The sequence below is a fragment of the Pseudolabrys taiwanensis genome, assembly GCF_003367395.1.
GTDB lineage: Bacteria > Pseudomonadota > Alphaproteobacteria > Rhizobiales > Xanthobacteraceae > Pseudolabrys > Pseudolabrys taiwanensis.
On the sequence record NZ_CP031417.1, the window covers coordinates 703,248 to 724,636 of the forward strand.

The window sequence follows — 21,389 nt, forward strand, 5'->3', positions numbered from 1 at the left end:
GTTGCTGTTTCCGTCAGTTCAGCGATGCCATCTTGCCGGTGGCGACGGTGAGCACCTTGCCGGTCTCGAGATCGATGCGATAGATCTCCCGCAGCACGTTGCCGGCAAAGCCCAGCTCGACGATCGACACGGTCTTGAACGTCGTGGCGATGCCGTCGGGCAGGATCTGGTTGAACTCCTTCGCCGTCTGGTTCATCGCCGCCTGAACGTCCGGCGTGAACTTCGCCATGCTGTAGACGAGCGTGTTGTGCGGATTGTGCGCGCGCACTTCCTTGCCGTCCTTGACGATGTTGACGCCGGACACGCCCATCGTCTTCACGAGGTCCTTGGCGGCATCGCCCATCGCGGCATAGACCGGGCCGGTGCAACGCGGCAGCGGACCGTCGCGGAGCGGGGCCAGCGCCGCCGTCGCTGTGGTGTTGAACGCCATCATCGCCTCGAAGCTGTCGCCTTCCTTGACGATGCCGAGATCGAGCCACCACGGATGACCGGCGCCTTTGGCGGCTTCCGTCGTATAGAAGTTCTTCAAGGTGACGTTCAGCACCGGCGGCAGCTTCGGCAGCGCCTTGAGCATCTTCTCCGGTGTTGTCGGGTCGGCGTTGTGCACATGCACCACGGTGACGTGCGGGATGTTGTACATCACCGCTTCGGTGGCGAGGCCGGCGTTGATCAGCTTTTCCTTCAGCGGGCCGCCGATGGTTGCGGCGAGCGTGGCGTTGACCTCCGCCGGCAGCGTGTAGACGAGGCCGAAGGTACGCGCGTGCGGGCGAAAGCCGGACGCATTGAGGGCGCTGTTGTCGATCGTCTGCGCGGCGGCGGGCAGCGCGAGCGCGGCGGCCGTGAAGGCGGCGGCGCAGGTGCGGAGCATCATGCGGCGGGTGGACATGGGTTGAGCATCCTTTCCTCGGAGACTGCCGGAACCGGCAAGATGCTGCGTGTCGCCTGCGGATGTGACAGAGCGATAAATCCGCCAGTCCAACCGCGATATTCACGCTGCGGCGTTTGGCTGCGGCCGGTTTGTCATAAGGCGGTCATCGTCCGACGGCGACGCGCCCGGTCTGCCCAGAGCCGTGTCGCCATAGAGCCGGGTCCTGCCTCCCGCCGCGCATGGTGCTTTCCGTCGCGCCGGATGCCACGCTAATCTCCCCCGGTTCTCGGGGGAGACATCATGCGCTTGTATTGTATTGCCGTTGTGACGTCGGCGACGGCATTCACGTCCGTGGTGCGGGCCGCCGATCTGCACGTCTGCAAACTTTCGTCCGATCGCAAGACGGTCGCCGTGCTGGTCAGCAATCCTTATGCGCAGGAGACGCATTGCACGGTCAACTGCCATCTCATCCTGCCGGGAGAAGGCATTCGCAGCGAGAGCATCAGCTGCGCCAAGACCGTGCCGGCCGGCGCCAAGGAGTTCGAGTTGTGCACGCGCACGCGCGAGAACGGCGCCTATGTACGCGTTTCCAGCGACAGCAATTCGGAATGCATCAAGCCGCTGGCGCAGGAAAAGGATGACGACGCGGACGACGACGAGAAGCTCGCCGACGAGATGCAGAAGAAGAGCCAGGAGATGCTCAGGAGCCTGCAGAAGAAATAACCGCGTACCGGTTAGCCGCCATAGGACATGCCGCGTTTCCTGATCCAGGCCCGCGTCGCCGCCATCAATGCCGCAGACACCAGCGCGGCGTCGGCCGGCATGTCCTTGCGCCATATGTCGAGGAGCAACGCGATGCGGACCTCGTCGCTGCGATTCCACACTTCGTGCGGATAGGTGTCGTCCCATAACAGCGTATCGCCGTCGGCCAGGCGATAGGGCACGCCGTCGATGTTGAGTTCGCAGGCAGGGAGTCCGTCGTCGGCCAGCGGCATGGACAACATCAGATGAAAGCGCAGGATGCCGCGAAACGGGCCGCGATGCGCCGGGATATGTTTGCGCGGCGCGAGAAACGAGACGACGCAGGACACGACGTCCGGCGTCTCCGCGAGCAGCGCGTCCAAAGTCGGGCAGCGTTGCAGGTTCTCCTCGACCGCGACGCCATAGGCCTTCAGGATAAACATGCGCCAGTCGCGGCCGTCGCCGGCCGAGATGTCGGCCTGCTGCGGCATCAGGTCGTGGAAGCGCGGCACGCGATGCAGCGTGTCGAGAACGGCGAGCGCCTCGCGGCGGATCGCCGGGTAGGCGCCCGTGAAGCGGCTTGCCTCGGGGAAATAGCGGTCGGTGTCGAGCGTGGCCGGCGTATCGATGCGGCGGTCGTAATAGGCGCGCACGACGTCCGCGGCGCGGTCGTAGAACTGCACGGAAAATGCCCCTTCGATTCTGAGGCCCCCAGGCAAGACTATCTGTTCGGGGCGCAAAAAAGGTATAAATTCATTATGGCCGCGCCGCGGAGCCCGGCGGCGGCCGATTGATACCGCCAAACAGTCCGGAGGCCGCGATGCCCAAGCCGATCGAATACGCCGATGCCTCGCCGCAAGTGCGTGCCGTCTACGACGACATCAAGCAGTCGCGCGGCGTGCCCGACGTGAACAATTTCTGGAAGTATCTCGCGCACGATCCGGCGACGCTCAAGCGCACCTGGGAGAGCATCAAGGAGATTATGGCGCCGGGGGCGCTCGATCCGCTCACCAAGGAGATGATCTACCTCGCTGTCTCCGTCACCAATGGCTGCGGGTATTGCATCGCTTCGCACACGGCCGCCGCCCGCAAGGCCGGTATGAGCGAGGCCATGTTCGCCGAGGTGATGGCGGTCACCGGCATGGCCAACGAGACCAATCGCCTGGCCAACGGTTACCGGGTTCCGATCGACCCCATGTTCCAGGATTGAAGCATTGTGACGGCAGGGTGCCCCGTGCAATATCAGGGCAAAGCGCGGCAACGCGCGGGGGAGAGTGGAAGATGTGGGATCGTTATCTTGTGACGCGACTGGTGTGCGTCGCCGTGGTCGCGGGCGTGATGGTGCCCTTCGGCACGTTTGTGTTTCCTTATGTCAGCACCGCGCTCGATGGCGTACAGTTCCAGGCGCTCGAGGCCGTGTTCAGCGCCGCGGTCGGCTACGGCCTGTCGGCTCTTCTGGTCTGACGCCGGTGTGGCGCGCCGGCGATCTTATTTACCGGCGCCGTGCGGTTGGACCGGCTGGTTGCCCGGCGGCTGCGCATTCTCACTCGTGCCGGCCGGACGCTGATCGGTCGGCTGGGCATTGCCGGGGGCGGGCGCCGCCGCTGGCCGATTGACGGCCTGGCCCGTCGTTTCCGGCACATTGCTTCGCGGCGCGGCTTTGCCTTGCTGCTGGTTGGCTTCCTTCTGCGACTGTTGCTGCGCCGCCTGCGATTGCTGGGCCGGCGCCTGCGTGCCGCTGGTGTCGCCATTGGCGGCCGGAGCCGTGGTCGCTTGCGTCGATTCAGAGCCGGCGATCTCGGTGCGCTGATTGCTCACGCCCCAAAAGAAAACCGCGAGAATGGCGATGATGGCGCAGGCGGTGAGGGCGATCTGACCGGTGCTTGCCTTGCCGCGCTCGCTGTCGCGGACATGCACGCCGCTATCGATGATTTCGGGTTCGGCTTGGCCGCGCTCGGGGTCCTGCATGGTCATCGCGCGCTGTCCTTTGACGTGTGCTTTCACCGCAAGTGCCGGCTCCGGCGTGAAGGCCGGAGCCGGGTTCGTCGCGAAGGCGTTACTGGCGGTTGGCTGGCGGCTGGGGCGATGTCGTGCCGGAGCCTGTCGTGCTGGGCGGCGTCGCGCTCGGCGTTGTGCCGGGCGTGGCCTGGCCGGTCGTAACCGGCGGCGAGGCGCTGTTGCTCGCCGTGTTCTGATTGCCGGTCCAACCGGCGATCACGACGAAAGCAATCAAGGCAATCACGGCGATACCCGCAATCCAGCCCCAAATGCCGCTGCTGCTTTCATCGCGCCGCAGCACCGGATCGCTCAGGCGCGGGTCGGGATCGGTATAACGCGGGTCAGTCATCTCGGCCTCCCTGGGTTCGCGGACGTGTGGTCGTCCTGTCGCGGGGCAACCCACGAGTGACGACCACGGTTCCGAGACGACGCAGGGAAACGAGGAGGGAACCCGCTGTGGACGTCAGGCGACGCGGATTGCCGCGCGCCAAGCGACCCAGAAGATCAGGAAGAAACACGCCAGAAACACGGGCAAACTGGCCGTTGGCGACCATGTTTCGACGCTGCGGCCGATGCCGTAGGCGATTACTTCGCCGATGGCGACGAAGACTGCGTAGACCGCGAGCAATTTCATGGCTGCTATCCCCCCTGTGCAGACGCTGCGACGCTAGCACCCGGGCCGCCGCGCGAGGCCTAACGAATGTGTAAAAAAGGAGGCAGGGGGGACCGAAGATGCTATAGCGCGGTTCCCACCTTCTGCGACGTCACTGAAGCTTCATGCCGGTCTCAACATGCCCTTGAGTCGTGCCGCCATCGCCGCGGCGCCCCTGTTGTTCGTGTTTCTGTGGAGCACGGGCTTCATCGGTGCGCGTCTCGGCATGCCCTATATCGAGCCGATGACCTTTCTGACGCTGCGCATGGCGTTGGTGGTGGCCATTCTCATCGTGCTCACGCTCATCGCGCGCGTGCGTTGGCTCACGGCGACGGAGATGGGTCACAGTCTGGTCGCCGGCGCGCTGGTGCATGGGCTTTATCTCGGCGGCGTCTTCGTCGCCATCGATCAAGGCGTGCCGGCCGGCATCTCGGCGCTCATTCCCGGTCTCCAGCCCGTCCTTATCGCGACCATCGCCAACAGGTTCATGGGCGAGCCGGTGACCGGCCGGCAATGGCTCGGCCTCACGCTCGGTCTTCTCGGCGTGCTGCTGGTGCTGCACGACCGCAGCATCGTTGCCGCCGGCTCGGTGCTCGGTTGGTGCGCGAGCGTGACTTCGCTGCTCGGCATTTCCCTCGGCACGCTCTATCAGAAGCGCTTCTGCGGCGGCATCGACTGGCGGCCGGGCAACACGGTGCAATATGCCGGCGCCACGGTGCTGTTCGCGATCGGCGCTTTCGCCTTCGAGACGCGCGTCATCCATTGGAACGGCGAACTGGTGTTCGCGCTCGCTTACCTGGTGATCGTTCTCTCGATCGCCGCCGTCGCGCTGATGTACTGGCTTATCCGCCGCTCGGCGGCGACCGGCTTTGCCAGTCTGTTCTATCTGGTGCCGGCGACCACCGCGCTGATGGCTTTCCTGCTGTTCGGCGAAAAGCTCGATGCGATCTCGATCGCCGGCATGCTCATCTGCGCGGTCGGCGTCGTGCTCGCCAACCGCGGCGACGCCGGCAAGGCTGGCGCCAGGCGCTGAGCCTATTTCTTGGGATCGAGCACGAGTTGCGTCTGCGTCACCAAGGCGCAGAGCCGGCCGTCGCGACGCGTGATGCGCGTCTGCCAGACCATGGTGGTGCGGCCTTTGTGCAGGGCCGTGCATTCGGCGTAAGCGACGTCGCCGATCGGCACGCCGGCGAAGAAATTGGTCTTGCTCTCGATCGTGGTCGTGCTCTGGCCGGGCTTGAGGTTGGCCGTCGCGGCCGTGCCGCCGAGATTGTCGGCGAGCGCCATGATCGCGCCGCCATGCATGATGTTGAAACGGTTGTTGAGCTGGTCGCGCACCGGCAGTTCGGCGGCGACGCGATCGGACGAGACATGCGTGATTTTGAGGCCGAGAAATTCGGCGAAAGGCGGCTGCAGCTTCGCGGCCTCGTTGAATTCGCTCATTGCAAAGGCTCCGACGTGAATGCGGCGCGCACCATTACGGCAGGCGAGGTGAAAAGCAAGAGCAGGGGGCGTTAACGAGAAGGGCGCCGACGTTGCCGTCCGCGCCCTTCTGAAGCGAGCCTGTCGCCGTCGCTCTTACTGCGGCTGCGGCACGATGCGGATATAGGGCCGCGGCGCCTTGAAGCCCTGCGGCCAGATCTTCTTGGCCTCGTCGTCGCTGACCGAGCCGGCGATGATGACGTCTTCGCCCTGCTTCCAGTTGGCGGGCGTCGCCACGCGGTGCTTGGCGGTGAGCTGCAGCGAGTCGAGCACGCGCAGGATCTCATCGAAGTTGCGGCCGGTGGTCATCGGGTAGACGAGGATCAATTTGATCTTCTTGTCCGGGCCGACGATGAACACGGTGCGGACGGTCTGGTTATCGGCGGCGGTGCGGCCTTCCGACGAACCGGCGGTCGCGGCCGGCAGCATGCCATAGGCCTTGGCGACCTTGAGATCGGTGTCGCCGATCATCGGATAGTTCGGCGCGAAGCCGACCACGTCCTTGATGTCGTCCGCCCACTTGGCGTGGTTGGTGACCGGGTCGACCGACAGGCCGATGATCTTGGTGTTGCGCTTGTCGAACTCCGGCTTGAGGCGGGCCATCGTGCCGAGTTCGGTCGTGCAGACCGGGGTGAAATCCTTCGGGTGCGAGAACAGCACGCCCCAGGAATTGCCGAGCCAGTCGTGGAAGCGGATTTTGCCTTCCGTGGTTTCGGCCTCGAAATCCGGTGCGGTATCGCCAATCGCAAGCGTCATGACCAATCCTCCAATCGCTTATCTGCTGTGAGTTCCCACGCTTAATATAGGCCGGCGCGGTGGGTGGGAATAGGCTGCCGGCAAAGAGTACCGGGGCACTATGGTTTACCAGGCTGAGAGAACACGCCTTCGGTCACCCTTCGTTCCCGCGAAACATTATCCCCGCATCACCGCGCATAGCCATCGGTTAAGGTGCCGAGGAAAGCGACGATATCGCCGATCTCCTGCGCCGACAGCCGGGGCGTGTTCCCCGGCTTGCCGCCGAACGGCGGCTCGTCGTTGACGTTGCCTTGGTATTGGGCCGGCAGGTCGTCGAACTTGCGCACGTGCCCGGCGGCGTCGCGCGGGTACCACTTGCCCGGATCGGTGTCGCGCTCGACGTAGAAGGCGACGGCATCGCGCAGGCTGTGCATCTTGCCGTTATGGAAGAAGCTCTGCCGCAAGGCGACGTTGCGCAGCGACGGCGTCTTGAACAGCCCGCAGTATTCGGGCTTCCCGGCGAGATCGGTGCGTAAGGGACCGCACACGCCGAGATCGAAGAATTTGGGATCGGCATTGGCCGGGATGGCCGCGTTGCGCGGCACGCCGATCGCAATCAGACCGTAGTCGGTGAACTGCGGCGGCGTGCCGTCATTGCCGGGACTGCTGCGGTGGCAATTGCCGCAATTGCCTTTGGCCGGATCGTTGAAGAGGGCGAGGCCACGCGCTTCTTGCGGGGAGAGCTGCGCGCGGCCGGCAAGGTAAGCGTCGTACTTGCTGCTGTACGGGTAGAAGTCGCGCCACGACTGTTGGAAGACGTCGAGCGCGTGACCGATCGCGGCGGCCGCCTTCTTGCCGTCGTTGAAGATGTCGCTGCCGTAAAGCGCGCGCATGTCGTCGGCAAAGCCTGCCTGCCGGGCGCGCGCGGCGAGCGCATCGGCGTTCTCATTTGCCATCTCCACCGCGGAGAATAAGGGAAACAGCGCTTGGTCGCGGCGCTGGTCCATGCGGCCGTCCCACGTCAGGCCGCCGGTCGGGCCGTTGTCGACGCTGCCGTCGCCTTCGTCGTCCGCTTCGAAATAATGCTCGGTGAACGGCGGCACCGCCTGCAGGTATTTGAGGGAGGGTGCCGCGCGTAAGCCTGGCTGCCGCATGTCTTGGCCGCCGCGCTGGACGGGCAACGCATTCGCCGGCGCAAAGCCGTGCGCCGGATCGTGGCAGCTCGCGCAAGCCATCTGCCCCGAAGCGGAGAGGCTGGGATCGAAGAACATCCTGCGCCCGAGCGCTTCGAGCGCCGCCGCGCGCGCATAGGCTTGGTGGCGCGTCAGGCCGGCGTCCTCGGCGCCGGCCATACCGAGGCCAAGCGCCAGAACCAACGCAACACATGCGACCTTGGTCGAATAGAAGGGGCGGAGCACGGATGAAGGACCGTTCGGCCGGAGGGCCCAACCTGGAACGGCACCATGACACTAAATTGACAGCGCGGGGCGGTGCCCCGCTGCGGGTTCATCCGCCTGCCACACAACGCGACCTATCATCGCGCCTCGGGGCGGTCCATTCGTTTATTTCGAGGAGACATTATGAAGCGATCGGTTCTGGCTTTGGCGCTGGCGAGCACGGCGCTGACAAGCGCGTATGCACAGGCGCAGGGGGTGAAGGCCATCGATACCGTGGTGGTCATCTACGCCGAGAACCGCAGCTTCGATAACCTCTACGGACACTTTCCCGGCGCCAACGGCCTGCAGAACGTGACGCCGGAGATGGCCGTGCAGCACGACCGCGACGGCGCGGTGCTGGCCGAACTGCCGCCGGCGTGGGGCGGGCTGACCGCCAAGGGCGTGACGCCGCCGATCACGCAGGCGCAGAGCGAGCATCTGCCCAACAAGGTGTTCGCCATCGACGATCCGAACGGCTTCAATGCGCCGCTCAGCGTCACCACGCGCGACCTCTGGCATCGCTTCTACGAGAACCAGATGCAGATCGACGGCGGCAAGAACGACAAGTTCGTCGCCTATGCCGACGCCGGCGGTCTGGTGATGGGCTACTACGACGGCTCCAAGCTGCCGCTGTGGAGCGTGGCGCAGAAATACGTGCTCGCCGACAATTTCTTCCAGGGATCGTTCGGCGGCTCGTTCAGCAACCATTTCCAGCTCGTCTGCGCGTGCACGCCTTTCTATCCCGATGCCGACAAGAGCCCCGCGAAAGGCCTCATCTCGGTGGTCGAGGCCGACGGCGTCACGCTGACGCTGGCGTCCAATTCGCCGAAGTCGGCGATGGAAGGGCCGCCGAAATTCGTCAACAGCAGCAACCTGACGCCCGACTTCTACGCCATCAACACGATGCAACCGCCGTATCAGCCGAGCAACAACAAGCCGGCCGAGGGCGGCGACGCGCGCCTGGCCGATCCCAAGCTCGCGACGACGCTGCCGCCGCAGACGGAAAAGACGATCGGCGATCTTCTCAGCGAGAAGGGCGTGCAGTGGGCCTGGTATGCCGGCGCCTGGCAGGCGGCGCTCGACGGCAAAGGCGGCGCGCCGGTGCCGAATTTCCAATTCCACCATCAGCCGTTCAATTACTTCGTCCAGTACGCGCCGGGCACGGCGGCGCGCGCCGAGCATCTCAAGGACGGCGGCATGAACGGCGAAGCCTTTATCAAGGACATCGACGCCGGCAAGCTGCCGCCGGTCACCTTCTACAAGCCGCAGGGCAACCTCAACGAACATGCCGGCTACACCGACGTGGAATCCGGCGATAAGCACATCGCCGATGTCGTCGCGCATCTCGAGAAGAGCCCGCAATGGGGCCACATGTTGGTGGTCATCACCTACGACGAGAACGGCGGTTTCTGGGATCACGTCGCGCCGCCGAAGGCCGATCGTTGGGGCCCGGGCTCGCGCATTCCGGCCTTCATCATCTCGCCCTTCGCCAAGAAGGGCACGGTCGATCACACGCAGTACGATACGACGTCGATCCTGCGCTTCATCACCAAGCGTTTCGAGTTGCCGGTGCTGGCCGGATTGACCGCGCGCGACGCCGCGCTGAAAGCCAACGGCCAGGCCGCGCTGGGCGATCTCACCGCGGCGCTTGATCTGCCGCAATAGGATCGCGCGCGGTATACTTCACACCTGCCGGCGTAGGGCCGGCGGGTGTGACGCATGGACATCGACCAACTTCTCTATCGGCTCGCGGTCGCGCTCGGCATCGGTCTGTTGACCGGTCTCGAACGCGGCTGGCAGACGCGCGAGGCGATGCCCGGTTCGCGTGCGGCCGGCATCCGGACCTTCGCGCTGTGCGGCGTGCTGGGCGGGCTGACGGCGGCGCTCGGGCAGGCGACCGGCTCGGCCGAAGGCACGGCGCTGGTGCTCGGCATCGGCTTTGCCGCTTACGCGGCGGTGGTAGCGTTGTTCCAGCGCGAGGCCAACCGCGCGGCCGACACTTATTCCGCCACGACTTTGGTGGCCGCGCTGCTCACCTACATCCTCGGCGCCTATGCCGTGCTGGGCGACACACGCGTCGCCGCCGCGGCCGCGGTGGCGGTGACCGGCATCCTCGCGGCACGCGAGGACATGCATAGTCTGGTCGCGCGTCTCACCTGGCCCGAACTGCGCTCGACCTTGGTGCTGCTGGCGATGACGCTGATCGTGCTGCCGTTGCTGCCCGATACGCCGATCGGGCCGGCCGGCAGCGTCAATGCGCGCGACGTCTGGCTGATCGCCATCGTGCTCGCGGGCGTCTCCTTCGTCGGCTACGGCGCGGTGAAGATGTTTGGCGCCGAGCGCGGCGTTTTGCTGGCGGCGCTGGCCGGTGGTCTCGTGTCGTCGACCGCGGTGACCATGACCAGCGCGCGGCGTGCCGCCGCGGGCGAGGGCAGCGCCGAACTGCTCACGGCGGGAGTCGCCATCGCCAGCGCCGTCTCGTTTTTGCGGGTGTTGGCGATCGCGGCGGCGATCAAGCCGGACCTTGTCGCGCTGCTCGCGGCGCCGCTCGTCGCCGCGACTGTCGCGGCCTGCGTCTATGCCGCCATCACCGCCACATGGAGAGTCAAGGAGGGCGATGGCCGGGCGCAGCGTCCGGCAGAGTTCAAGAATCCGTTCAGCTTCTGGCCGGTGGTCGGCTTCGCGCTTTTTCTCGGTGCGGTCATCGTGCTTGGGCGCGTGGTCGGTGAGAGATACGGCGCGCAGGGCGCTTTGTTGGGCGCGCTCGCGGTCGGCCTTGCCGATGTCGATTCCATCACCGTCTCGCTGTCGCGGCTCGTGCCGCAACCGTTGAGCGCACTCGACGCGACGCAGGCGATCCTGGCCGCCGTGGCCAGCAACATGATGGCCAAGCTTGTCGCCGGCGCCGCCATCGGCCGTCACCGCTTCGCGGTCGAACTCACCATCGTGACCGCGCTCTGCTACGCGGCGGCCCTGGTCGGGCTCTGGGGTGCCGCCCTTATGACCGGCCGTTGACATTTTCGTTGCAACGCCGCAAGCCTGACGAAGTCCGGTCGAGGGGTGAAAATTCGGCATGTTCAAGCGCATTCTGATCGCCAATCGCGGCGAAATCGCCTGCCGGATCATCAAAACCGCCCGCAAGATGGGAATCGAGACGGTCGCGGTCTATTCCGACGCCGACAAGGATGCCCTGCACGTCGAGATGGCGGATGCCGCCGTCCACATCGGCCCGCCGCCCGCGGCGGAAAGCTACCTGATCATCGACAAGATCATCGCCGCCTGTAAGGCGACCGGCGCCGAGGCGGTCCATCCCGGCTACGGCTTCCTGTCCGAGCGCGAGGCGTTTCCGACCGCGCTCGCCGCCAACGGCATCGTCTTCATCGGTCCGAACCCCAAGGCCATCGCGGCCATGGGCGATAAGATCGAGTCCAAGAAGGCGGCGGCCGCGGCGAAAGTCTCCACGGTGCCGGGCCACCTCGGCGTCATCGAAGACGACAACGAGGCGATCGCGATCGCCGAACAGATCGGCTACCCGGTGATGATCAAGGCCTCCGCCGGCGGCGGCGGCAAGGGCATGCGCATCGCCCACAGCAAGGCGGAAGTGGCGGAAGGTTTCGCGCGCGCCCGCTCGGAGGCGAAGTCGTCCTTCGGCGACGACCGCGTGTTCATCGAGAAATTCATCGTCGACCCGCGCCACATCGAAATCCAGGTGCTCGGCGACAAGCACGGCAACGTCATCTATCTCGGCGAGCGCGAATGCTCGATCCAGCGCCGCAACCAGAAGGTCATCGAGGAGGCGCCGTCGCCGCTGCTCGATGAAGCGACGCGCAAGAAGATGGGCGAGCAGGCTGTCTCTCTGGCGAAGGCCGTCGGCTACGACAGCGCCGGCACCGTCGAATTCGTCGCCGGTCAGGACAAGAGCTTCTTCTTCCTCGAGATGAACACGCGCCTGCAGGTCGAGCATCCGGTAACCGAACTCGTCACCGGCATCGATCTCGTCGAGCAGATGATCCGCGTCGCCGCCGGCGAGAAGCTGTCGATCACGCAGAGCGACGTGAAGCTCAGCGGCTGGGCGGTCGAGAGCCGCGTTTATGCGGAAGACCCGTACCGCAACTTCCTGCCGTCGACGGGACGCCTGACGCGCTACCGGCCGCCGGCCGAGCGCGTCGAGGCCGGCGTCACCGTGCGCAACGACACCGGCGTCTACGAAGGCGGCGAGATCTCGCTCTACTACGATCCGATGATCGCCAAGCTCGTCACCCATGCGCCGACGCGTCTCGCCGCCATCGAAGCGCAGGCCGACGCGCTCGATGCTTTCGTCATCGACGGCATCCGTCACAACATTCCGTTCCTGTCGGCGTTGATGGCGCATCCGCGCTGGCAATCGGGCAAGCTCTCGACCGGCTTCATCGCCGAGGAATTCCCGCAAGGCTTCCATCCGCATCCGCCGGAAGGCGAGCGTGCCGACGTGATCGCCGCCGTCGCGGCCGCGGTCGATCATGTGCTGGGCGAACGCAAGCGCCAGATCTCCGGCCAGATCGCCGGCAAGGCCGTCACGCGCGAGAGTCAGCGCGCGGTATGGCTCGGCGAGCACGAAGTGCGTCTCGAAGTGAAGCGCGAGAACGGCACCATCGCCGTGCAGCTAGGCGGGCAGGGCGCGTGGCGGCATCTCGCATCGGATTGGAAGCCGGGCGATCCGATCTGGAACGGTGCCATCGACGGCAAAGCGGTCGCGGTGCAGGTGCGGCCGATCCCGAACGGTTTCGTGCTGGCTTATCGCGGTGTCGAGACGAAGGCTTACGTCTATACCGAACGCGAGGCGGCTTACGCGCGGCTGATGCCGGTGAAGCAGGCCGCCGACACCGGCAAGCTCGTGCTGTGCCCGATGCCGGGCCTCGTTGTCTCCATCGCGGTCAAGGAAGGCCAGGAAGTCAAAGCCGGCGAGACCGTCGCGGTGGTCGAGGCTATGAAGATGGAGAACGTGCTGCGCGCCGAGATCGACGGCACGGTCAAGAAGATCAACGCCAAGCCCGGCGACAGCCTGGCGGTGGACGCGGTCATTCTGGAGTTTGCCTGATTTAGGAACCCCTTACGCCGCAAGACGTTCGCTCCGTAAGTAAAGAGACTTACGGAGAGGTTCCATGTCGGTACAGGAACTGCCCGCCCAGGAGCAGCAGCGCCAGCCGGGCCGCGAAGACAAGATGTGGCCCGAGCCGGAGTATACGCCGAAGTATTCCGGCGTCGGCAAGCTGACGGGTAAGGTCGCGCTGATCACGGGTGGCGACAGCGGCATCGGCCGCGCCGTCGCGGTGGCCATGGCGCGCGAGGGCGCGAAGATCGCGATCGTCTATCTCGACGAGCACAAAGACGCCAACAAGACGCAGGCCGCCGTGCGGCAGGAAGGCAGCGACGCGTTATTGCTGCCGGGCGATGTCGGCGACGAGATATTCTGCGAGGCCGCGGTCGACGCAACGATCGAGCAGTTCGGGCGGCTCGATATCCTCGTCAACAACGCCGCCGAACAACACGAGACCGAGGACGTGCGCGAGATCGATGCCGACCAAGTCGAGCGCACCTTCCGCACCAACGTGTTCAGCTTTTTCTACATGACGAAACACGCATTGCGGCACATGCCTAAAGGCGGTGTGATCCTCAACACGACGTCGATCACCGCTTACCAGGGCCATAAGACGCTCATCGATTATGCGGCGACCAAGGGCGCCATCGTGTCGCTGACGCGCTCGTTGTCGGAAGCGTTGAGCGAGAAGGGCATTCGCGTCAATGCCGTGGCCCCGGGTCCGATCTGGACGCCGCTCATCCCGGCATCGTTCGATCCCGAGCATGTCGCCAAGCACGGCACCAGCGTGCCGATGCAGCGCGCCGGCCAACCGAACGAGGTGGCGCCTTGCTACGTCTTCCTGGCGAGCGACGACGCTTCATACATCAGCGGGCAGGTCCTGCATCCGAACGGCGGCAACGTCGTCGGGTCTTAACAACGGGACGGCCTAAGGTTGTTTTGGTGTCCGACAAGAGGAGGGCGAACGATGTCTCCGCGACGGAAGCGACCCACAGCGCGCGATCCCGAAACGAATACGCCCCCGCGCCAAAGACGCGGCGACGATCGGCGCCAGGCACCGGAGGAAACGCTGTCGTTGGATGCAGCCGGCGACGAGGACGACAGACGCACGAGCGAATACGAGCGGGAACTGGACCGGCTGGACGCTGCGACGAGCACGCGTCACTAGCTGTCGAGGCGCGCCGCGCTCTGCTATCGATGGGCGATGACGCTCTATTTCGCCTATGGCCTGAACATGGACCGCGCCGGCATGCGGCAACGCTGCCCGGGCGCGATCGCGCTTGGTCCCGCCGTGCTCGAACGCCATCGCTTCTTTATCGGTCTGGCCGGGTGGGGCTCGGTGCGAACGGCGCCGGGCGCGCGGGTGCATGGCGTCCTATGGCGTCTCACGCCGCGCGATCTTGCCGTGCTGAATGCCTACGAACTGTTGCACAAAGGCGTCTATGAGGTCCGCCATGTGCCGGTGCGCGTCGGCGCAAGACGGGTGTCGGCGCTGATCTATCAGTTGAGGCGGCGGCAGGACGGCCGCGCGCGTCCCGGCTATGTCGAGGCTTGCGTCGCCGCCGCGCGTAGTTGGGCGCTGCCTGAGCGTTATGTTCGATCCTTGCAGCGGTGGTCGCCGTCGCGCGGGGCGCGGGCGCGCGCGATCGATGTGCGGGAGGCGTCATGAGCCGCATGTGCCGGCATGTCGTGGTGCGGGGGCGGGTGCAGGGCGTCTATTTCCGCGCCTTCGTCGAAGAGGAGGCGCTCAAACGCGGCGTGCAGGGATGGGTGCGCAACCGGCGCGACGGTTCGGTCGAGGCGCTGTTCGTCGGCGCGGCTGAGAAGGTGCAGGCGATGATCGAGCTATGCCGCCGCGGCTCGCCGCCGTCGCGAGTCGATGCGCTGGAAGAGCGCGATGCGCTCGCGGAAGAGATCGACCTATGTCGGCCGGGCGACGTATTCTCCGTGTTGCCGACGGTCTGAGCGCCGAACGTTAGCGTGCAACGGTGCCGCGGAAGGCGGCCGCCAGCGCGCGCAAAGCGGCGCGGGCGCGCGGATCGGATACGCGGCTGTGAAGCACCGCGCTGGAGCTTCCGAGAGACGGCAGACCGAACTGCGGCCCCACATCGATGACGCCGGGCGGCGCGATGCGTTGCGCAAGCGGCGCCACGGCGAGACCCGCGGCGATCGCGGCGGCGATGGCCGTGACACCGCCGCCGGTGAACGCTTCCACCCACTCACGCTTGGCCTTTTCCAGGGTGCGGATCGCATGGGCGCGCACGCCGCAGGGCGCCGCCAGCATGGCGAGCCGCAGCGGTTCGTGTGACGATTGCCGATAACCCGGCGCGGCAAACCAGCCGAAACCGTCTTCGAACAATGTCTCGCCGCCACGGCGATGACGCTCACGCCGCACGACCACGGCATCGAGAGCGCCGGCGTCGAATGCCGCGATGAGATCGCCGGACAGGCCGATGCGGACATCGAGCCGCAGCGCCGGGTCGAAGCCGGCCATCCGCGCGAGCAGCGGCGCGAGGTCCGGACCGGCGACGTGGTCGCTGAAGCCGACGGTCAGCCGTCGCGGCGCGTCGTCGGGTGCCAAAGCGCGATCGTGCGCGGCCAGCAGATCGCGCGCGCGGGCGAGAAAGGCGGCGCCCGCATCGGTGAGGCGCACCGAGCGCGGCGTGCGTTCGACGAGACGCGCATCGAGGCGCTGTTCCAGCCGCTTGATCTTCAGGCTGATCGCCGATTGCGTCACGCCGACCGTCTGCGCCGCCCGGGTGAAACTGGCGAGGTCCGCCACCAGGGCGAAGGCGCGCACCGCATCGATGTCGAGGGCCGGGGAGAGATTTGTAGTTGTTATCACTGATATCACTAATCATGAGATAGTGAAATCATAGCCCGGGGCCTAGAAAGGTGTCCATCGCTTTCGATGGAGACATGTCATGCCCCTCATCACCGTTACCGTTTCCAGCCCGCATCCTCAGATGCCGGCAAAGGCCGCGATCGCGGCGGAAGTCAGCCGCCTGTCATCGAGCATCCTGCACAAGGACCCGAACGTGACCGCGATCATCGTCTCGACGGTGCCGCCGGAAGACTGGTTCTGCGGCGGCCGGTCGCTGGCCGAAGCGCAACGCGCCAGCGTATGGCTCGACATCCACATTACCGACGGCACCAACACCAAGGACGAGAAGGCGGCCTTCATCGCGGAAACCTACGCGGCGTTCGGACGGCTGCTCGGACCGCTGCACGAGGAAAGCTATGTGCACGTCCACGATGTGCGCGACGACGCCTACGGCTTCGGCGGCCTCACGCAGGGGCGGCGCTATATCGCGCGTCAGCTCGCGGTACCGGCCTCGGCGGCGGCCTGAGCCGCCGCGGTCGCGCCGAACAGCTCCTCGAACGCGGTGCGCATCGCCATGTCCACCTCGGCCATCGAGACGAGATGGCCGAGATCGGCGAGGCTGGTGACGCCGTAGCGCTGCTCCTGCACGCCGCAGGGCACGATGCCCGTGAAGTGCGACAGGTCCGGCTCGACGTTGAGCGCGATGCCGTGCAGCGTCACCCATTGCTTCACACGGATGCCGATGGCGGCGATCTTGTCCTCGTAGCCTTCACCTTTGTCCGGGCGGCGCACCCAGACGCCGACTCGGTCCTCGCGCCGCTCGCCGCGCACGTTGAAGGCGGCCAGGGTGCGGATGATCCACTCCTCGAGCGTGGCCACGAAGCGGCGCACGTCCGGTCCGCGCCGGCGCAGGTTGAGCATGACATAGGCCACACGCTGGCCGGGGCCGTGATAGGTCATCTGCCCGCCGCGGCCCGAATCGAACACCGGGAATCGGGCGTCGAGCACATCCTCGCGGTGCGCGCTGGTGCCGGCGGTGTAGAGCGGCGGGTGTTCAAGCAGCCAGACCAGCTCGGACGCCTGGCCGGCCGCGATGGCCTCGACCCGTGCTTCCATGGCAGCAACGGCGGCCTCGTAGGCCACCAACGCATCGGTCGCGCGCCACTCGACCGGCGCCATTCCGGGCGCCGCGGGGAAGCCGACCGTCAGCTCGTCACGTACGTTAACCACTCATTCACCATACCATGGTGACCTCGGTTCCAGCCCGCCGCCGCGCGCCGGGCGCAACAGGGAAGAACACGTGGCCACGCTCGATAAAGTCGCCGTCGATATCACCGTGGTGCTGGGCACCACCACCATGCCGATCCACCAGGTGCTGCGGCTCGGCCGCGGCGCCATCATCGAACTGGATGCCTCGGAAGACGACGCCGTCAAGATCCTCGCCAACAACCTCGGCGTCGCCAAAGGCACCGTCGTCGTCAACGGCAACAAGATCGCCGTCGAGGTCAACGAACTTCTGCCGCGCCCGCAGGACATGCGGTGAGGACTCCGGCCGCCCGCCGGCCGGCACCCTAACGGCTTGATCGGCTGTCGGAAATAGCGGGCGGATAATTCGCATTGGACGCTTCGGCGCTCTTGTCCCCCCGGACCCTATTTGCTAGATGGTCCGCCGTCTTCAGGACGCAAAGCCCTCGCGGGCCTTTGTGTCCAATCTTCCATGCGGTCGTGGCGGAATTGGTAGACGCACTGCCTTGAGGTGGCAGCGGGTAAAACCGTGGAGGTTCGAGTCCTCTCGACCGCACCAATCTTCTTTTTTGATATTGATTCTATGGGGCTTTTTTGGCCCCGGCCCTCACCTGGCTCTTAGGTGAGGGAATAGATGTTCGCTCGGCGTTCGCCAGCAGATGCCCGGCCTCGCGGGCGAGGCGGTCGCGGTCGGCGCTCTTGGTATAGAGCGCCGCCATGCTGTCGCTGGTCCAGCCGAACAGGGCCTTGAGCTGGGACACCGTGGCGCCGTTGTTGGCGGCGGTGGTGGCCGCGATCTTGCGCACGCCGTGCGCCGAACCCGGGACACCTGCCTCGTCGCAGGCTTCCCGGAAGAGGTTGCCGAAGCTCTCCTTGGTGAGCGGTTTGCCGTTGGCGCCGCAGATGAAGGTCACCTCGCCAGTGGGGCCAGCCTCCAGCGTCTTGGCGAGAATTGGCAGGACCGGCACCACGGCGGTAACCTGGAGGCCACTCTTCTCCGTGGGGATGCGGCCGACGCCGTTGCGTACATGTTGGCGGCCGTAGCGCACGGCATCGCCCCGGCGTAGCCCGCTGTAGAGCAGGACATCGAGCCAGACCCTCTGACGGGTCCCGAGCGGCCAGCGCTTCTGGAAAAGCGCGACATGCTCTTCGGTCCAAGGGACGAAGCCGTCGCCCTTCTTGCGGGGCGGGTTGCCGACGCCGTCGGTGGGGTCGACCTTCACGTGACCAGCCTCCTGCGCCCACCGGAAGAGGCCGCGCATGGCGTCGAGGAAATTCCGGGATTGAGCGGGCGTTGAGGCGCGGCGTTCGCGGCCGGCAACGATGGTGGCCTTCGTGATCTTGGCGAATGGCTGACTACCCGCCGTCTTGAGCACGTTCTCGAAGATATTCTCGCGCTGGCGCCGCGTCGCCATCGATAATGCAAACCAGGGGGTGGTTTCGCGGTAACGAGTGATGAGCCAGGCCAACGAGTGGGCGGAAGGAGTATCCTTTTGTGGGCGCGGATTGCCTGTGATGGCGGCTTGATATTCGGTGTCGAACTCGGGCGTGCCGAATTCAGCGCGGATGCGCGTGCGCGGCCCCTTCCCGATGCGTACATACCAAACCCGCTTGCCGTGGCGGGTGGTTTGCAATTGGAGGTGTGGCGGGCGGGGTCGAGGCATCTGCGCTCACAACACGATTAATTCCTCAGTCGCGGTTGCAGAGTCTAAGCCCTCCTGAGTCAGCTGGACAAGTCGAATAACCAGCGTGCCGTCGGGCCTCACCTCGACCGCACTTGCTCCTTCCTGCTTAGCGGCACGGATCGCACGTACCACGTCGGCTTTTGTCGGACGGGCGCGGGTTCGCGGCATGTCGGCTCTCGCTGCGCTTTATGCGGCGTTGGAGCTTTCCGCTGTCGCAGACCAGAAGCAATCCGCTGTTTTTTCCGGATGGATCCGGAATAATGGGGGCTATTTTCCGAAGCGGGGTGGGGCGGATGACATCTCTTTCCGAGGACGAGATAAAACGGGCCATGGCCGCAGTCGCAGGCGTTGATGGCAATCTTGTTAGTGCCGCGCACCGTCGGCGTTTCGTCGAATGTGCGATGCACTTTGGCCTGCTGAATAAAAAGAACGTGCCGAACAAGTCGGCCACCATCCTCCGCCTCATCGATGAGGCGTGGGAGGCTATTCAAGCCAGGAAGACCAAACGGGCTTTGACTTTTGCGGCAGCCTTTGGGCTGAAGTCCATCATCCAATTCGGGGCTCAGCACGAAAGTGAGCTTATTGGGCTGGTGGGCATGTCCAGGTACGTGACGGTGGTCGGCGAAGATTTTGGCTGGTTGTCCGATCCAATTATCCTTTACGACGCGCTGCGGGACAGGCTCGGCAAAAGCATGCCGAGCCGGATCATTACGCCCCATCCGGATTTCAAGCCGGAGCCAAACCGCGACCGTCGGCTAGAGTCGATCGTGCACCACGTTGGGCGCGATCATTGGGACAAGGTGAAGACCTCGGTCGCCGGCAACATGTTGATCCGCCTTATCGGCGTTCATTTGCTGTTGCCGTATACGGCTATCATGACGGACGGCGAATTGTGGATACGGCATACCCTTGCGGCGACGTCCAGGTACAAGACCATCTGGACCTATGAGCCGTCGGAAGACGTTGAAAACTTCTACTTCCAGATCGAGGCCGACCTTAAGCGACTTGAGGAGGATGCGATGAGGTATCCCGGCTGGGACTTGGTGGAGCGATATCGGCCGGACAATGCCCGCGCTTCTCCTTCGGGCTCGGCCTAATCCCCCGCATCGCCCCAGTGCAGTCCAGTGAGCCCTTGCGTAGCGATCCGGCTTGTTGATTGTGGCATTAACACAAGAACTAGCACACAGGTGCCATCGCCTTGAGCAAGCCCCTGAAAAGCGATATAAAATCCTAAGCGGCAAAGGAACGAAAATCCGTCGGGCGTAAGCCCGTGCCGGTTCGAGTCCGGCCGCCCGCACCAGAACTTGTATCAGCATATTGATGACAGTCTTCCACCAGATATTTCTGTCGAACCAATGTGCACCCTTTACGTGTAGTGGCGGCCAGCTGCTATACTAAGGCCCTACTGTCTTTATAGGTGAGGCAGTTTTCTAAAATGAAAGTGACGTTGCACGATGATTAGGCCCATTCACCCTTTCCCTGCTCGAATGGCGCCGGAATTGGCGATTGCAGAACTTACACGCCTGAAGCCGAACAGCATCGTTCTTGATCCGATGTCCGGTTCAGGAACGGTGATTCGTCACGCCTCGGAATTAGGGTTACGCGCTTTCGGCTTCGACATGGACCCACTGGCGGTACTCATGTCACGCGCCTGGACCACTCCTGTTGATACAAAACTTGTCGAGGCAACGGCTCTAAAAGTCTTGGCGCAGGCGCGCGCTCTTAGCGCAGGGGATATTGCGCTCCCATGGATTGATAAAGACCAGGAAACCAAGAAATTTGTCACCTATTGGTTTGGTCGCAAACAGCGAGGCCAGCTCCGCCGGCTATGCTTTGTGCTGCATCTGATGGAAAAGAAAGCTAAGAGGCGCGGTGACGTCGCTGTGCTAGATGTTTTAAAAATTTCGTTGAGCCGAATAATCATTACTAAGGAGCAAGGGGCCTCGTTGGCTCGCGATACCTCGCACAGCCGTCCGCATAGGGTCGCAACAAAATCCAATTACGACGTTCTATTAGGCTTTGAGCGCTCGGTGAGCTATGTTTGTCGACTTTTGGAAAGCGCTCCCCCGAAAGGAAATGCCAAAATACAAATTGGGGACGCGCGCAGCGTCAAGCTCAAGGCAAAAAGCGTCGACGCGGTTATTACGTCGCCACCATATTTGAACGCTATCGACTATATGCGTGGCCACCGACTAGCTCTGGTTTGGTTTGGATTTCCGCTTGCCGAGTTGAGCGGCGTCAGGTCGACAAGCATTGGCGCAGAGCGCGCGCCAGACGAAAGCAATACGCCCGGTGTGGATGCGGTCGTAGCCGCGATGGGACGTGTAAAGGAGATGCAGCCGCGTCACCGCGCAATGATCAATCGTTACGCGCAAGACGTTTGCAAAATGATGATTGAGGTTTCCCGAGTATTGAAGCCCGGCGGAACGGCGATTTTCGTTGTTGGGAATTCATGTTTGAAAGGCACCTTCGTTCGAAACTCGGAGGCGGTGGCTTGTGCCGGAAAAAAAGTCGGTCTGCGCGTTGTGAAGAAGACAGTAAGAAAACTGCCCGAGCGGAATCGGTACCTGCCGCTCTCAAGCGGTGCGCTTAGTTTGAGAATGCGTACCGAAACGGTTTTGACATTTAAGAAATAGAAACATTTTT

General features: G+C 64.5%; 25 protein-coding genes and 1 tRNA gene. 15 read left to right on the plus strand and 11 right to left on the minus strand.

The annotated features are described in order from the left end of the window. Nucleotides 1-13: 13 nt before the first annotated feature. On the minus strand, nt 14-886 hold the full coding sequence (locus DW352_RS03310; protein WP_115688509.1) for a hypothetical protein: 873 nt from the start codon (nt 884-886) through the stop codon (nt 14-16). Nucleotides 887-1,168: 282 nt separating this feature from the next. On the opposite strand from DW352_RS03310, the gene DW352_RS03315 reads away from it, so the two are divergent. After that, nucleotides 1,169-1,591 carry a hypothetical protein gene (locus tag DW352_RS03315; protein WP_115688511.1) on the plus strand — a complete coding sequence of 141 codons (423 nt, stop codon included), beginning with the start codon at nt 1,169-1,171 and terminating at the stop codon, nt 1,589-1,591. An 11-nt stretch (nt 1,592-1,602) separates the two neighbouring features. Here DW352_RS03315 and DW352_RS03320 read toward each other — a convergent pair whose 3' ends face one another. Next, nucleotides 1,603-2,292 (minus strand): aspartyl/asparaginyl beta-hydroxylase domain-containing protein, encoded by a 690-nt coding sequence (locus tag DW352_RS03320; protein ID WP_115688513.1) that lies wholly within the window; start codon nt 2,290-2,292, stop codon nt 1,603-1,605. 137 nt (nt 2,293-2,429) lie between these two features. On the opposite strand from DW352_RS03320, the gene DW352_RS03325 reads away from it, so the two are divergent. Next, entirely contained in the window at nt 2,430-2,819 is a 390-nt protein-coding gene (locus DW352_RS03325) for a carboxymuconolactone decarboxylase family protein (protein WP_115688515.1), read from the plus strand. A 71-nt stretch (nt 2,820-2,890) separates the two neighbouring features. Then, entirely contained in the window at nt 2,891-3,073 is a 183-nt protein-coding gene (locus DW352_RS03330) for a hypothetical protein (protein WP_115688517.1), read from the plus strand. Nucleotides 3,074-3,097: 24 nt separating this feature from the next. Here DW352_RS03330 and DW352_RS03335 read toward each other — a convergent pair whose 3' ends face one another. The 3 genes from DW352_RS03335 to DW352_RS26655 all read right to left on the minus strand — a co-directional run bounded on the left by DW352_RS03335 (nt 3,098) and on the right by DW352_RS26655 (nt 4,241). Then, nucleotides 3,098-3,583, minus strand: coding sequence for a hypothetical protein (locus tag DW352_RS03335; protein WP_162826757.1), 486 nt, complete (start codon nt 3,581-3,583; stop codon nt 3,098-3,100). Between the two features lie 82 nt (nt 3,584-3,665). Further along, nucleotides 3,666-3,956, minus strand: a complete 291-nt coding sequence (locus DW352_RS03340; protein WP_115688521.1) for a hypothetical protein — start codon at nt 3,954-3,956, stop codon at nt 3,666-3,668. A gap of 114 nt (nt 3,957-4,070) precedes the next feature. After that, on the minus strand, nt 4,071-4,241 hold the full coding sequence (locus DW352_RS26655) for a hypothetical protein (RefSeq protein WP_162826758.1): 171 nt from the start codon (nt 4,239-4,241) through the stop codon (nt 4,071-4,073). Between the two features lie 157 nt (nt 4,242-4,398). On the opposite strand from DW352_RS26655, the gene DW352_RS03345 reads away from it, so the two are divergent. Then, nucleotides 4,399-5,292, plus strand: coding sequence for a DMT family transporter (locus DW352_RS03345; protein ID WP_115688523.1), 894 nt, complete (start codon nt 4,399-4,401; stop codon nt 5,290-5,292). Between the two features lie 2 nt (nt 5,293-5,294). Here DW352_RS03345 and DW352_RS03350 read toward each other — a convergent pair whose 3' ends face one another. The 3 genes from DW352_RS03350 to DW352_RS03360 form a co-directional block, all read right to left on the minus strand. Next, complete coding sequence (locus DW352_RS03350; RefSeq protein WP_115688525.1) at nt 5,295-5,702, minus strand: PaaI family thioesterase; 408 nt, start codon at nt 5,700-5,702, stop codon at nt 5,295-5,297. Between the two features lie 135 nt (nt 5,703-5,837). Beyond that, nucleotides 5,838-6,497 carry a peroxiredoxin gene (locus DW352_RS03355; RefSeq protein WP_115688527.1) on the minus strand — a complete coding sequence of 220 codons (660 nt, stop codon included), beginning with the start codon at nt 6,495-6,497 and terminating at the stop codon, nt 5,838-5,840. A 167-nt stretch (nt 6,498-6,664) separates the two neighbouring features. Beyond that, nucleotides 6,665-7,828: a cytochrome-c peroxidase gene (locus tag DW352_RS03360; protein ID WP_115688529.1), complete on the minus strand. Its 1,164-nt coding sequence runs from the start codon at nt 7,826-7,828 to the stop codon at nt 6,665-6,667. 228 nt (nt 7,829-8,056) lie between these two features. Here DW352_RS03360 and DW352_RS03365 point away from each other — a divergent pair, with 228 nt between their 5' ends. The 6 genes from DW352_RS03365 (at nt 8,057) to DW352_RS03390 (ending at nt 14,954) form a co-directional block, all read left to right on the plus strand. Then, entirely contained in the window at nt 8,057-9,577 is a 1,521-nt protein-coding gene (locus DW352_RS03365) for an acid phosphatase (RefSeq protein ID WP_115688531.1), read from the plus strand. 54 nt (nt 9,578-9,631) lie between these two features. Further along, on the plus strand, nt 9,632-10,927 hold the full coding sequence (locus DW352_RS03370; protein WP_115688533.1) for an MgtC/SapB family protein: 1,296 nt from the start codon (nt 9,632-9,634) through the stop codon (nt 10,925-10,927). 58 nt (nt 10,928-10,985) lie between these two features. Beyond that, complete coding sequence (locus DW352_RS03375) at nt 10,986-12,989, plus strand: acetyl-CoA carboxylase biotin carboxylase subunit (protein WP_115688535.1); 2,004 nt, start codon at nt 10,986-10,988, stop codon at nt 12,987-12,989. A gap of 64 nt (nt 12,990-13,053) precedes the next feature. Beyond that, complete coding sequence (locus DW352_RS03380; RefSeq protein ID WP_115688537.1) at nt 13,054-13,905, plus strand: SDR family oxidoreductase; 852 nt, start codon at nt 13,054-13,056, stop codon at nt 13,903-13,905. A 288-nt stretch (nt 13,906-14,193) separates the two neighbouring features. After that, entirely contained in the window at nt 14,194-14,658 is a 465-nt protein-coding gene (locus DW352_RS03385; protein ID WP_115688539.1) for a gamma-glutamylcyclotransferase family protein, read from the plus strand. After that, complete coding sequence (locus DW352_RS03390; RefSeq protein ID WP_115688541.1) at nt 14,655-14,954, plus strand: acylphosphatase; 300 nt, start codon at nt 14,655-14,657, stop codon at nt 14,952-14,954. The genes DW352_RS03385 and DW352_RS03390 overlap by 4 nt, the downstream gene beginning before the upstream one ends. Before the next feature lie 10 nt (nt 14,955-14,964). Here the strand turns inward: DW352_RS03390 and DW352_RS03395 are convergent, their stop codons facing one another. Further along, nucleotides 14,965-15,834, minus strand: coding sequence for a LysR family transcriptional regulator (locus DW352_RS03395; protein ID WP_245434304.1), 870 nt, complete (start codon nt 15,832-15,834; stop codon nt 14,965-14,967). Between the two features lie 79 nt (nt 15,835-15,913). Between DW352_RS03395 and DW352_RS03400 the strand changes: the two genes are divergently transcribed. After that, complete coding sequence (locus DW352_RS03400; RefSeq protein ID WP_115688543.1) at nt 15,914-16,339, plus strand: tautomerase family protein; 426 nt, start codon at nt 15,914-15,916, stop codon at nt 16,337-16,339. On the opposite strand, the gene lipB is transcribed toward DW352_RS03400, so the two are convergent. Further along, nucleotides 16,306-17,043 (minus strand): lipoyl(octanoyl) transferase LipB, encoded by a 738-nt coding sequence (gene lipB / locus DW352_RS03405; RefSeq protein ID WP_210209921.1) that lies wholly within the window; start codon nt 17,041-17,043, stop codon nt 16,306-16,308. The genes DW352_RS03400 and lipB overlap by 34 nt on opposite strands. A 70-nt stretch (nt 17,044-17,113) precedes the next feature. Between lipB and DW352_RS03410 the strand changes: the two genes are divergently transcribed. Together DW352_RS03410 and DW352_RS03415 are read left to right on the plus strand one after the other, a co-directional pair. Next, entirely contained in the window at nt 17,114-17,356 is a 243-nt protein-coding gene (locus DW352_RS03410) for a FliM/FliN family flagellar motor switch protein (protein ID WP_115688547.1), read from the plus strand. A 176-nt stretch (nt 17,357-17,532) separates the two neighbouring features. Further along, nucleotides 17,533-17,617, plus strand: a tRNA-Leu gene (locus tag DW352_RS03415). Between the two features lie 22 nt (nt 17,618-17,639). Here DW352_RS03415 and DW352_RS03420 read toward each other — a convergent pair. Further along, complete coding sequence (locus tag DW352_RS03420) at nt 17,640-18,722, minus strand: tyrosine-type recombinase/integrase (protein WP_115688549.1); 1,083 nt, start codon at nt 18,720-18,722, stop codon at nt 17,640-17,642. 314 nt (nt 18,723-19,036) lie between these two features. Here DW352_RS03420 and DW352_RS03425 point away from each other — a divergent pair, with 314 nt between their 5' ends. Beyond that, nucleotides 19,037-19,840 (plus strand): hypothetical protein, encoded by an 804-nt coding sequence (locus tag DW352_RS03425; RefSeq protein WP_162826759.1) that lies wholly within the window; start codon nt 19,037-19,039, stop codon nt 19,838-19,840. Nucleotides 19,841-20,242: 402 nt separating this feature from the next. Continuing rightward, complete coding sequence (locus tag DW352_RS03435) at nt 20,243-21,379, plus strand: site-specific DNA-methyltransferase (RefSeq protein WP_245434305.1); 1,137 nt, start codon at nt 20,243-20,245, stop codon at nt 21,377-21,379. The last annotated feature ends 10 nt before the right edge of the window (nt 21,380-21,389 follow it).